The following is a 12,821-nucleotide window of genomic DNA, read 5'->3' on the forward strand; positions in this document are numbered from 1 at the left end:
TTCGGGGCAGTATGGCGGCACGCTCGACCCGAGCCGCAACAGAACAATATTCCATTGAGGGAGGTAGAACATGGCGTCGACCGAACTGAGCCGACGAGAGCTCGCCAACGGCATTCGCGCCCTGGCCATGGACGCTGTCCAAAAGGCCAACTCCGGCCACCCGGGGGCACCGATGGGTATGGCGGACATCGCCGAGGTGCTGTGGCGGGACTACATGCGCCATGCGCCCCAGCGGCCGGGCTGGTTCGACCGCGATCGTTTCGTCCTCTCCAATGGTCACGGGTCGATGCTGCAGTATGCGCTGCTCCATCTGACCGGCTACGACCTCACCACCGACGACCTCAAGAACTTCCGCCAGCTGCACTCCCGGACCCCGGGGCACCCGGAGTACGGCTACACGCCGGGCGTGGAGACCACCACCGGGCCGCTGGGCCAGGGGCTGGCGAACAGCGTTGGCCTGGCGCTGGCCGAGCGGATGCTGGCGGCGCGCTTCAACCGCCCGGGCCACGAGATCATCGATCACTACACCTACGTCTTCATGGGCGACGGCTGCCTGATGGAGGGGGTCTCCCATGAGGCGTGCTCGCTGGCCGGCACCCTGGGGCTGGGCAAGCTGATTGCCTTCTACGACGACAACAGCATCTCCATCGACGGCAACGTCGAGGGCTGGTACACGGAGGATGTCCGCAAGCGTTTCGAGGCTTACGGCTGGCAGGTGATCGGCCCGGTGGATGGTCACGACGGCGAGGCCGTGCGGCAGGCCATCGAGCAGGCGCGCGCCGATACCAGCCGCCCGACGCTGATCGACTGCAAGACGGTGATCGGCTTCGGTGCGCCCAATCAGTGCGGCACCGCTGGCGTGCACGGTGCCCCCTTGGGCGAAGAGGAGATCGCCGCCTGCCGCAAGCAGCTGGGCTGGGAGCACGGCCCGTTCGAGATCCCCGAAGCCCATTACAAGGCGTGGGATGCGCGTGCTGGTGGCGAGCAGCTGCTCCAGGAGTGGGGCGAGCGCCTCGAGGCGTACCGCAAGGAACACCCCGAGCTGGCCGACGAGCTGGAGCGGCGGATGCGCGGTGAGTTGCCGGGCAACTGGCAAGAGCTGGTTGCCGAGGGCCTGGAGAAGTTCGCCGGCGGCAAGAAGGACGCCACCCGCAAGTCTTCCCAGGCGGTGCTCGGTCACTTCGGGCCGCAACTGCCCGAGCTGCTCGGCGGTTCCGCCGACCTGACAGGCTCGAACAACACCTGGTGGGACGGTTGCTCGACGGTCAGCCAGGAGCAGCCCGACGGCAACTACGTCTTTTACGGCGTGCGCGAGTTCGGGATGACCGCCATCATGAACGGCATCGCCCTGCACGGCGGGTTCATCCCCTACGGCGGCACCTTCCTGATCTTCTCCGACTACGCCCGCAACGCCGTGCGTATGGCGGCGCTGATGAAGCAGCGGGTGGTGATGATCTACACCCACGACTCCATCGGCCTCGGCGAGGACGGACCCACGCACCAGCCTGTCGAGCAGCTGGCCAGTCTGCGCCTGATCCCCAACCTGCACGTTTGGCGTCCGTGTGACGCCCAGGAGACTGCAGCGGCCTGGGCGGCGGCCATCGCCCGCGAGGACGGACCGAGCGTGCTGGCACTGTCGCGCCAGGGCATGGAGCCGCAGCAGCGCAGCGGCGACCAAGCCCGGTCCATCGCCCGCGGTGGCTATGTCCTCAAGGAGGCCGGCTCCGGCAAGCCCGAGCTGGTCATCCTGGCCACCGGCTCCGAGGTGGATCTGGCCATGGCGGCCCGGGACCGTCTCGAGGGCGAGGGGCGCAGCGTTCGCGTGGTCTCCATGCCCTGTGTCGAGGCGTTCTGCGCGCAGGACGAGGCCTACCGTCAGCAGGTGCTGCCCGGTGATGTACCGCGGGTGGCCGTCGAGGCCGGTGCCACCGGCCTGTGGCAGGGCTGGGTCGGTCAGTGCGGCCTCGTAGTCGGCCTCGACACCTTCGGCGAATCGGCGCCGGGGCCGGAACTCTACGAGCACTTCGGCCTGACCGCGGACAGCGTGGCTGATGCGGGCCGGCGGGTCCTCGGCTGAGGGCCCCCGCCCGCGGGCGCAGAACCAGAATCGACTAGAGGAGAGTGGCCGTGAAAGCGAAGCGCATGACCGATCTCGACCTGGCGGGCAAGCGGGTGCTCATCCGCGAGGACCTGAACGTCCCGATCAAGGAGGGCCAGGTCGCCGACGATACCCGCGTGCGCGCTGCCGCCGAGAGCATCCGCCAGGCCATGCAGGCCGGTGGCCGGGTGCTGGTGATGTCCCACCTCGGGCGGCCCAAGGAGGGCGAATACGACGCCGAGGCCTCGATGGCTCCGGTGGCCCGCCGCCTGGGCGAGATCCTGGGTTGCGAGGTGCCGGTGGTGCGTGAATGGCTCGATGGCGTCGACGTTGCCGAGGGCGGCGTCGCGCTGGCGGAGAACGTGCGCTTTCAGCCCGGCGAGACCAAGGACGACGAGGATCTGGCCCGACGCATGGCGGCACTGTGCGATGTCTTCGTCATGGATGCCTTCGGCACCGCGCACCGTGCCCAGGCCTCCACCCACGGCGTGGCCCGTTTCGCGCCCGAGGCGTGTGCCGGTCCGCTGCTCGCCGCCGAGCTGGAGGCCCTGGGCAAGGCGCTGGACAACCCGGCCCGGCCGATGATCGCCATCGTCGGCGGCTCCAAGGTCTCCGGTAAGGTGCAGGTGCTGGAGGCGCTCACTCACAAGGTGGATCAGCTCATTGTCGGCGGCGGGATCGCCAACACCTTCATTGCCGCGGCGGGATACTCCGTCGGCAAGTCCCTCTATGAGGCTGACTTCGTCGAAACCGCCAAGCGCCTGATGCAAGAGGCCCGCGCCAAGGGTGGCGAGATCCCGATCCCCGAGGATGTGATCACCGCCAGGGAGTTCTCCGCGGACGCCGAGGCCAGCGTCCACCCGGTGGAGGCCGTGCCCGACGACGAGATGATCCTCGATGTCGGGCCGAAGACCCGTGCCCGCTACGACGGCATGCTGCGCAATGCCGGTACGGTGGTCTGGAACGGCCCGGTGGGCGTGTTCGAGATGGCGCCCTTCGCCGGCGGTACCGAGGCACTGGCCGAGGCCATTGCCGCCAGTGACGGCTTCTCGATCGCCGGCGGCGGTGACACCCTGGCCGCCGTGGAGCAGTTCGGCATCACCGAGCGGGTCTCCTACATCTCCACCGGCGGTGGCGCCTTCCTCGAGTTCCTCGAGGGTCGCGAGCTGCCCGGTGTTGCGGCCCTCGAGCAGCACGCGGCGGCGCATTCGTGATCGACGCGGTACTCAGTCAGGGAGCCGGTGGCGTGATGCCCCGCAGAACCAAGATCTTGGCGACCCTCGGGCCGGCGACGGACCGGCCCGAGGGCCTGGAGGCCGTCCTCGCCGCCGGGGTGGATGTGGTGCGCATCAACCTCTCCCACGGCGAGGCCAGCGACCACCGCCAGCGGGTCGAGGCCGTGCGCGCCTGGGGCGAGGCCCATGGTCGCCGTGTCGGGGTGCTGGTGGATCTGCAGGGGCCGAAGATCCGCATCGAGCGCTTTCGCAATGGCCCGATCCAGCTGCGCCGCGGCGACCCCTTCATCCTCGATCCCGCCGTGGATCCGGATGCTGGGGACCACACCCGCGTCGGGGTCGCCTACCGGGCCCTGCCGGATGACCTGCATCCCGGCGACGAACTGCTGCTCGACGACGGCCGCCTGGTGGTCCGGGTCGAGCGCATCGAGGGGACCGCCGTCCACACCACCGTGCAGGTTGGCGGTGAACTCAGCGATCGCAAGGGCATCAACCGCCGCGGTGGCGGGCTCTCCGCACCGGCGCTCACCGACAAGGACCGGGTCGATATCGTTACGGCCGCCGAGTTGGCCGCCGATTACGTGGCGGTCTCGTTCCCGCGGTGCGCTGACGACATCCACGAGGCCCGGCGGCTGCTCACCGAGGCCGGTGGGCGCTCCGGGATCGTGGCCAAGATCGAGCGCGCCGAAGCACTGGACGCCGCCGAGGAGATCATGGATGCCGCCGATGCCATCATGGTCGCCCGCGGCGATCTCGGCGTGGAGATCGGCGATGCTGCGTTGCCCGAGGTCCAGAAGCAGCTCATCCAGACCGCCCGGGCTCGCAACCGGGTGGCCATCACGGCGACGCAGATGATGGAGTCGATGATCGACAACCCCATCCCGACGCGGGCCGAGGTCTTCGACGTGGCCAACGCCGTGCGGGACGGCACCGACGCCGTGATGCTATCGGCCGAAACCGCCACCGGCTCGTTCCCGGCCGAGACGGTGGCCGCCATGGACCGGGTCTGTCGGGCGGCCGAGCGCAGTCGCACGGTGACGGTTTCCCACCACCGGCTGGACGAGCACTTCACACAGGTCGACGAGACGGTGGCCATGGCGGCGATGTACGCCGCCAACCACTTCTCCATCAAGGCGCTGATCGCCATCACCGAATCCGGGGGAACGGCCTCGTGGATGTCGCGGATTAGCTCGGGGCTGCCGATCTACGTCCTGACCCGCCACCCGGAGACCCGGGGGCGGGTGACCCTCTACCGCGGCGTCTATCCGCTGGAGTTCGATGCCGAGCAGGAGGACCTCAACGCCCTCAAGAGCCGGCTACTGGCGCGCCTCTCCCGTCAGGGACTGGTCAACCAGGGCGACTACGTCCTGGTCACCCACGGCGAGGAGCTCGGTGCCGCGGGCGGTACGAACACGTTGCGCATCGTCTGCGTGGACGATTATCTCTAGAGTGAATGCACAGATAGCGGAGGAGTCGAGACTATGGCGATGATCACCCTGCGACAGCTGCTCGATCATGCAGCCGAGCACGGCTACGGCATGCCGGCGTTCAATGCCAACAATATGGAGCAGCTCCACGCCATCATGGAGGCGGCCAAGGAGTGCGATAGCCCGGCTATCGTCCAGGCGTCCGCCGGGGCCCGCAAGTACGCCGGCGTCCCCTTCTATCGGCACCTGATGGAGGCCGCCGTGGAGTCCTATCCGGACGTCCCGCTGGTGGTCCACCTGGACCACGGTGCCAACCCCGGTGCCTGCATGCGCGCCATCCAGTCCGGGTTCACCTCGGTGATGATGGACGGCTCGCTGAAGGAAGATGGCAAGACCCCCGCCGACTATGACTACAACGCCGGAGTGACCCGCCGCGCTGCCGAGATGGCGCATGCCGGCGGTGTCTCGGTCGAGGGCGAGATCGGCGTGCTCGGCTCCCTCGAAACCGGTGAGGCCGGCAAGGAGGACGGCGTCGGGGCCGAGGGCAAGATGGACAAGGACAAACTGCTCACCGACCCGGAGGAGGCGGCGCAGTTCGTCCGCGATACCCATGTCGACGCCCTCGCCATCGCCTGCGGCACCAGCCACGGCGCCTACAAGTTCACCCGTCCGCCCACGGGCGACATCCTGGCCATCAGCCGGATCAAGGAGATCCACCAGCGCCTGCCGGACACCCACCTGGTCATGCACGGCAGCTCCCAGGTGCCGCAGGAGTGGCTGGAGCTGATCAACCAGTTCGGCGGTGAGATCCCCGAGACCTACGGCGTACCGGTCGAGGAGGTCCAAGAGGGCATCCGCAACGGGGTGCGCAAGGTCAACATCGATACCGACCTGCGCCTGGCCTCCACCGGCGCGGTGCGCAAGCACCTGGCCGAGAACCCGTCCAACTTCGACCCGCGCAAGTTCCTGAAGGCCTCCACCGAGGCTATGAAGGAGATCTGCAAGGCCCGCTACGAGGCCTTCGGCTCGGCGGGGATGGCGTCCAAGATCAAGCCGGTCCCCCTCGAGACCATGGTCGAGCGTTACGAGTCCGGCGAGCTCGCCCCCAAGGTGAGCTGAACCGGGAGCTGTCCCCAGAGCCTTGCCGGGGCGCCACGGCGCCCCGGCAAGCCAGCGGGGAGCAATACCATGCGCAGGATTAGCGGTATTTTCCTCAAGGGGCTGCTGGCGGTTCTGCCGGCGGTCGTCACCCTCTATCTTCTCTACTGGCTGATCATGACCGCCGAGCGGGCGCTCGGGAGCGTCGTGCAGCTGATCATCCCCGAGACCTGGTATCACCCCGGCCTGGGCGTGGCCCTGGCACTGGCCGGCATCTTCGCCATCGGCGTCCTCCTCAACTTCTACCTTCTGCGCCGCCTGTGGGAGTGGTTCGAGCAGATCCTCCTGCAGCTGCCGGTGGTCAAGACCATCTACGGGGCGGTGCAGGACCTGACCGGGTTTGTCTCCCGGGCCGAGGAGCTGGGCGACCAGGTGGTCACGGTGCCGCTGCCCGGTAGCGATTACCGGGTGCTCGGCGTGGTGACGCGCAGGCAGTGGGCGGGGGTGGCCGAAGGGCTCGGTGACGAGCACACCATCGCCGTCTACACCCCCATGAGTTACCAGGTGGGTGGCTACACGCTGCTGGTTCCGGCCTCGGTGGTCGAGCCCGTCGATATGAGTGTCGAGGACGCCATGCGCTTTGCGGTCACCGCGGGGATGTCGACGCGCAAGAGCGCCTCGCTCGACGAGCTGCTCGAGGAACCGCCCGAGGGAGCGGAGAGGCAGCCGTGACCTAGCGACGACAAGAACAACAAAGCTCGCCCGTCTGCGGGGATCCCCCGGGGGCCCACAAGGCCGCCGGGTGCGGGACGGCCACCCGCCGTGTCGCGCCCCGTGGGTCCCGGCGACTCTTAACCAGGAGGTGGACCATGAAATCGATACCCGAGTTGCGCGACGATCCGGATCCGGAGGAGATCCAGGAGTGGCTCGACGCCCTGGATGCGGTGATCGAGCACGAGGGGCCCGAGCGGGCGCAGCAGATCCTCGAGCACCTGGTCAGCAAGGGCCGGCGCCGGCTCGGCCATCTGCCCTTCAAGGCCACCACCGGCTACATCAACACCATCCCCCGGCACCTCGAGGTGCGCCCGCCGGAGTACACCGATCACCACCTGGAGTGGCGTATCCGGGCGCTGGTGCGCTGGAACGCCATCGCCATGGTGGTTGCCGCCAACCGTGAGCACGACGGCATCGGCGGGCACATCGCCAGCTACGCCTCGGCCTGCACCCTCTACGAGGTCGGCTTCAACCACTTCTGGCGGGCGCCCAACGAGGAGCAGGACGGCGATCTGGTCTTCCTCCAGGGGCACTCCGCGCCGGGGATCTACGCCCGCGCCTTCCTCGAGGGGCGGCTCAGCGCCGAGCAGCTGGCCGGTTTTCGTCAGGACGTCGACGGCGACGGCATCAGCTCCTATCCCCACCCTTGGCTGATGCCCAACTTCTGGCAGTTCCCCACCGTCTCCATGGGCCTCGGCCCGATCCAGGCGGTGCAGCAGGCGCGCATGATGAAGTACCTGCACCACCGCGGGATCGAGGACACCGCAGACCGCAAGGTCTGGTGCTTCATGGGCGACGGCGAGATGGACGAGCCGGAGTCGATGGGCTCGATCGGCCTGGCCGCCCGCGAGCAGCTCGACAACCTGATCTTCGTGGTCAACTGCAACCTGCAGCGCCTCGACGGTCCGGTGCGCGGCAACGGCAAGATCATCCAGGAGCTCGAGGGCGAGTTCCGCGGCGCCGGCTGGAACGTGATCAAGGTGATCTGGGGCTCGCGCTGGGATCCGCTGCTCGAGCTTGACCACGAGGGGCTGCTGCAGCAGCGCATGGAGGAGGCCGTCGACGGCGAGTACCAGGCCTTCAAGGCGCGCGGCGGTGATTACACCCGCAAGCACTTCTTCGCCAAGTACCCGGAGCTGGAGAAGATGGTCGCCGGCATGTCCGACTACGACATCTACCGGCTCAACCGCGGTGGCCACGACCCGCACAAGGTCTACGCGGCCTACCACGCCGCGGTGAACCATACCGGGCAGCCGACCGTGATCCTGGCCAAGACCGTCAAGGGCTACGGCATGGGCGAGGCCGGCGAGGGGCAGAACATCACCCACCAGCAGAAGAAGATGGGTGAGAACGCCCTGCGCCGGTTCCGCGACCACTACGAGATCCCCATCCCCGACGAGCAGCTCAAGGAGACGCCCTTCTACAAGCCCGATGACGACGCCCCGGAGATGCGCTACCTCCACGAGCGTAGGCAGGCCCTGGGCGGCTACATGCCGGTGCGCTACGAGCGGGCGCCGGCGCTCGAGGTCCCGCAGCTCTCCGCCTTCGACGCGCTGCTCAAGGACAGCGGCGAGCGGGAGCTGTCCACCACCATGGCCTTCGTGCGCGCGCTGACGGTGCTCACCCGCGACAAGCAGATCGGCCAGCGGGTGGTGCCCATCATCCCCGACGAGGCGCGCACCTTCGGGATGGAGGGGCTGTTCCGTCAGCTCGGCATCTACTCCAACGTGGGGCAGCTCTACGAGCCCGAGGACGCCGATCAGCTGATGTCCTACCGCGAGGCGCAGACCGGGCAGATCCTCGAGGAGGGGCTGGATGAGGCCGGTGCCATGTCCTCGTGGATGGCGGCGGCCACGGCCTACGCCAACCACGGCGTCAACATGATCCCCTTCTACATCTTCTACTCCATGTTCGGCTTCCAGCGGGTGGGGGACCTGTGCTGGGCCGCCGGGGATATCCAGGCCCGGGGCTTCCTGATTGGTGGCACCGCCGGCCGGACCACCCTCAACGGCGAGGGGCTGCAGCACCAGGACGGCCACAGCCACGTCCTCGCCTCGACCATCCCCAACTGCGTCTCCTACGACCCGGCCTTCGACTACGAGCTGGCGGTGATCGTCCAGGACGGGCTGCGCCGGATGTACGCCGAGCAGGAGAACTGCTTCTACTACCTGACCGTCTACAACGAAAACCACACCCATCCGGCGATGCCCGAGGGGGCCGAGGAGGGCATCCGCCGCGGCATGTACCTCTTCCGCGCCGGCCCCAAGAAGAAGGGGCCGCGGGTGCAGCTGATGGGCTCGGGGAGCATCTTCCGCGAGGTGATCGCCGCCGCGGAGCTGCTCGCTGGCGATTTCGGCGTCCATGCCGATATCTGGAGCTGCCCCTCGTTCACCGAGCTGGCCCGCGACGGCATGGCCTGCGCCCGGGGCAACCGCCTCCACCCGGAGTCCGAGCGTCGGCAGTCGTACCTGCAGGCGTGCCTGGAGGGCTACAGTGGCCCGGCCATTGCCGCCACCGACTACATGCGCGCCTACCCGGATCAGATCCGTCCCTACATCGGACGCAAGTTCTGGTCCCTGGGGACCGATGGCTTCGGCCGCTCGGATACCCGCGAGAAGCTGCGGCGCTTCTTCGAGGTGGATCGCTACCACATCGCCGCGGCAGCCCTCTACGCCCTGGCCGATGAGGGCGAGATCGAGGCCGGGAAGGTCAGCGAGGCCATCGGCAAGTACCAGCTGGCGGCGGATGCCCCGAACCCGTGGGAGGTGTGACCGTGGCGGAACAGGAGCTCAAGGTACCGGATATCGGCGGCTTCGAGGCCGTGGAGGTGATCGAGGTCCTGGTCGCGCCCGGGGACCGGATCGAGCCGGAGCAGTCGCTGATTACCCTCGAGTCCGACAAGGCGAGCATGGAGGTGCCGGCGGAGGTCGGGGGCGAGATCCGGGCGGTGCACATCGCCGTCGGTGATATGGTCTCCGAGGGGAGTGTGATCGCCACCGTCGACACGGCCGCCGCCGATGCCGCATCCGGGCCGGCTGAGCCGGCGGCACCGGCCGAGGCCCCGGCCGCTGAGGGCGCCCCGGCCGAGGAAACGGCCGGATCGTCCGGAAGCGAGAAGCCGGCCGGCGGATCGGCGCCGGTGGCCCCTGCGCCCGCCCCGGCGGGCAGCGGCACAGGCCCCGCCGCGTCCAGCGGCGGGCAGCCGCCGATCGATCGCGACGGCCACCGCGCCGCCCACGCCAGCCCTTCGGTTCGTCGCTACGCCCGCGAGCTCGGCGTCGACCTCGGGCGCGTCAGCGGCAGCGGACGCAAGGGGCGTATTCGGCGCGAGGACGTGGAGGCCTACGTCAAGCGCGTGATGCAGGGCCAGGAGGTCCCGCCAACGGGTACCGCCGCCGGCGCCCCGGCCGGCGAAGGGGCCGGGATCCCGCCGATCCCCGAGCAGGACTTCAGCCGTTTCGGCGAGGTGGAGCGGGTGGCGTTGACCCGCATCCAGCGGCTCTCGGGGCCGCACCTGCACCGCAGCTGGCTGAATGTCCCCCACGTCACACAGTTCGATGAAGCCGACATCACCGAGATGGAGGCCTTCCGCCAGTCGTTGAAGAAGGAGGCCGAGGCCCGGGGCGTGAAGCTCACCCCGCTGGCCTTCCTGGTCAAGGCGGCCACCGCGGCCCTCGCCGAGTACCCGCGTTTCAACGCCAGCCTCTCGGCGGACGGGCAGGAGCTGATCATCAAGCACTACTGCCATATCGGCGTGGCCGTCGACACCCCCGAGGGGCTGGTGGTCCCGGTCCTGCGCGACGCCGATCAGAAAGGTGTGCTGCAGATCGCCGAGGACCTCGGCGCCCTCTCGGCCAAGGCCCGCGACGGCAAGCTCTCTCCGGCGGACATGCAGGGAGGCTGTTTCTCCATCTCGAGCCTCGGTGGCATCGGTGGTACGGCGTTCACGCCCATCGTCAACGCCCCGGAGGTGGCGATCCTCGGCGTCTCCAAGTCGGAGACCCGGCCGGTGTGGGATGGGCAGGCCTTCCAACCGCGGCTGATGCTCCCGTTGTCGCTCTCCTACGACCACCGCGTCATTGACGGCGCCATGGCCGCCCGGTTCACCACCTACCTGAGCCAGGTCCTCGGCGACCTGCGCCGGCTGGTGCTGTAAGGGGCGCCCAGCGGGCGGGGGCGGCCGCCGGCCGCCCCCGCGCAAACCAGCGCCGGCGTGCTGCGCCGGCGGACTCGGCAAGGATTGGAGCACGGCATGGCTGAGCAACAGGTCAAGGTACCGGATATCGGCGGCTTCGAGGCCGTGGAGGTCATCGAGGTGCTGGTCGGACCGGGGGATCGGGTCGCGTCCGAGCAATCACTGATCACCCTGGAATCCGACAAGGCGAGCATGGAGGTGCCCGCATCCGCGGCCGGGGTGGTGCGTGAGGTGCACGTGGCGGTGGGCGATACGGTCTCCGAGGGGTCTCCGATCCTGACCCTCCAGGCGGAAGAGGCCGCCGGCGGTGATCCGGCTGCCGGCGAGGGCGCGGCCGGTGGGGCCGCCACCGGGGCACCCGCCGAGCAGACCCCGGCGGACGAAGGGGTGGCCGCGGCCGCCACCGATGCCCCGCAGGAGGCGGACTGCGACCTGGTCGTCCTCGGCGCGGGGCCGGGGGGGTACAGTGCCGCCTTCCGGGCCGCCGACCTGGGGCTGAAGGTGATGCTGGTGGATCGGTACCCGGTCCTCGGCGGCGTCTGCCTGAACGTCGGCTGCATCCCCTCCAAGGCGCTGCTCCACGCCGCCAAGGTGGTGGACGAGGCGGATCAGTTCGCCGCCCACGGGATCGCCTTCGGTAAGCCGAAGATCGATCTGGAGCGGCTCAACGACTGGAAGCGCGGCATCATCAAGCAGCTGACCCAGGGGCTGGCCGGCATCGCCAAACAGCGCAAGGTTGAGGTGGTCACCGGCGAGGCGACCTTCGCCGATGCCCACCACCTGCGGGTGGCCGGTGAGGAGGGAACGCGGACCATCAGTTTCCGGCACTGCATCATCGCCGCCGGGTCGCGGCCGGCGATCCCGCCGTCGCTGGCCGTGGACGACCCGCGGGTGATGGACTCCACCGGTGCCCTCAAGCTCGAGGAGATCCCCGAGCGATTGCTGGTGGTTGGCGGCGGGATCATCGGCCTGGAGATGGCCTCGGTCTACTCCGGGCTGGGCAGCAAGGTGACGGTGGTCGAACTCTCCGACCGGCTCATGCCCGGGGCCGACCCGGATCTGGTCAAGGTCCTGCGCAAGCGCCTGGCCAAGCGCTGCGAGGCGATCCACCTCAACACGGAGGTGACCGGGGTCAAGGCGAACAAGAAGTCGCTGACGGTCACCTTGAGCGGTGCGGATGCCCCGGAGAGTGACCGCTTCGATCGCGTCTTGGTGGCGGTGGGCCGCCGTCCGAACAGCGACGGTATCGGCCTTGAGGCCGCCGGACTGACGCCGGGCGATGACGGCTGCCTGAGCGTGGACGAGCACATGCGCACCGCAGTGCCGCACATCCACGCCATCGGCGATATCGTCGGCCAGCCCATGCTGGCCCACAAGGCGGTGCACGAGGGCAAGATCGCCGCCGAGGTGATCGCTGGGGAGAAGAGCGCCTGGGACGCCCGGGCCATCCCCTCGGTGGCCTACACCGATCCGGAGGTCGCCTGGGTGGGGGTGACCGAGGAGCAGGCGAAGGCCGAGGGGATCGCCTACGAGAAGGGGGCCTTCCCGTGGGCGGCCAACGGTCGCGCGCTGTCGCTCGATGCCAGCGATGGCGTCTCCAAGATCCTCTTCGATGCGGACACTGGGCGGGTGATCGGCGGCGGCATCGTGGGCCCCGGTGCCGGCGATCTGATCGGCGAGATCGGCCTGGCCCTGGAGATGGGGGCGGATGCCCACGACATCGGTCTGACCGTCCATCCCCACCCGACCCTCTCCGAGACGGTGGCCATGGCGGCGGAGATGGCCAGCGGCAGCATCACCGATCTGCTGCCGCCGAAAAAGCGCAAGTAGCTGCCGCTCGTCGCCGCGGATTGCGGGGATGGCCCCTGCCGGGTGCGGCGTCGAACGAGCGCGCCCCTGCGGGGTCCCCTGCGCTGCTCACCGCCGCGGGGCCGCTCGCTTAACTCGCGGCGCTGAAGCGCCGCTCGGACAAAACCTCGCTGACCAGCGCGAAC

Annotated in this window: 8 protein-coding genes; all 8 read left to right on the forward strand. The window is 69.1% G+C overall.

Annotation, left to right across the window (positions count from 1 at the left end; all coding sequences use genetic code 11):
- The first annotated feature begins 70 nt into the window (after window positions 1-70).
- The 8 genes from tkt to lpdA all read left to right on the forward strand — a co-directional run bounded on the left by tkt (window position 71) and on the right by lpdA (window position 12,657).
- Window positions 71-2,077 (forward strand): transketolase, encoded by a 2,007-nt coding sequence (tkt, locus tag LRG10_RS03215; protein WP_238634700.1) that lies wholly within the window; start codon window positions 71-73, stop codon window positions 2,075-2,077.
- A gap of 50 nt (window positions 2,078-2,127) precedes the next feature.
- The gene (locus tag LRG10_RS03220) at window positions 2,128-3,312 is read left to right on the forward strand and encodes a phosphoglycerate kinase (RefSeq protein WP_201169882.1); all 1,185 of its coding nucleotides are present in this window, start codon (window positions 2,128-2,130) and stop codon (window positions 3,310-3,312) included.
- Window positions 3,313-3,347: 35 nt separating this feature from the next.
- On the forward strand, window positions 3,348-4,781 hold the full coding sequence (gene pyk, locus LRG10_RS03225; RefSeq protein WP_201169880.1) for a pyruvate kinase: 1,434 nt from the start codon (window positions 3,348-3,350) through the stop codon (window positions 4,779-4,781).
- Between the two features lie 33 nt (window positions 4,782-4,814).
- Window positions 4,815-5,879: a class II fructose-bisphosphate aldolase gene (fba, locus tag LRG10_RS03230; RefSeq protein ID WP_201169878.1), complete on the forward strand. Its 1,065-nt coding sequence runs from the start codon at window positions 4,815-4,817 to the stop codon at window positions 5,877-5,879.
- Between the two features lie 69 nt (window positions 5,880-5,948).
- Window positions 5,949-6,590 (forward strand): DUF502 domain-containing protein, encoded by a 642-nt coding sequence (locus LRG10_RS03235; protein ID WP_201169876.1) that lies wholly within the window; start codon window positions 5,949-5,951, stop codon window positions 6,588-6,590.
- A gap of 137 nt (window positions 6,591-6,727) precedes the next feature.
- Window positions 6,728-9,403, forward strand: a complete 2,676-nt coding sequence (gene aceE, locus LRG10_RS03240) for a pyruvate dehydrogenase (acetyl-transferring), homodimeric type (RefSeq protein ID WP_201169874.1) — start codon at window positions 6,728-6,730, stop codon at window positions 9,401-9,403.
- A 2-nt stretch (window positions 9,404-9,405) separates the two neighbouring features.
- Window positions 9,406-10,788, forward strand: coding sequence for a dihydrolipoyllysine-residue acetyltransferase (aceF, locus tag LRG10_RS03245; RefSeq protein WP_238634701.1), 1,383 nt, complete (start codon window positions 9,406-9,408; stop codon window positions 10,786-10,788).
- A gap of 96 nt (window positions 10,789-10,884) precedes the next feature.
- Window positions 10,885-12,657: a dihydrolipoyl dehydrogenase gene (lpdA, locus tag LRG10_RS03250; protein ID WP_201242980.1), complete on the forward strand. Its 1,773-nt coding sequence runs from the start codon at window positions 10,885-10,887 to the stop codon at window positions 12,655-12,657.
- The last annotated feature ends 164 nt before the right edge of the window (window positions 12,658-12,821 follow it).

The sequence above is a fragment of the Halorhodospira sp. 9628 genome (genome assembly GCF_022228075.1).
Lineage (GTDB): Bacteria > Pseudomonadota > Gammaproteobacteria > Nitrococcales > Halorhodospiraceae > Halorhodospira > Halorhodospira halophila_A.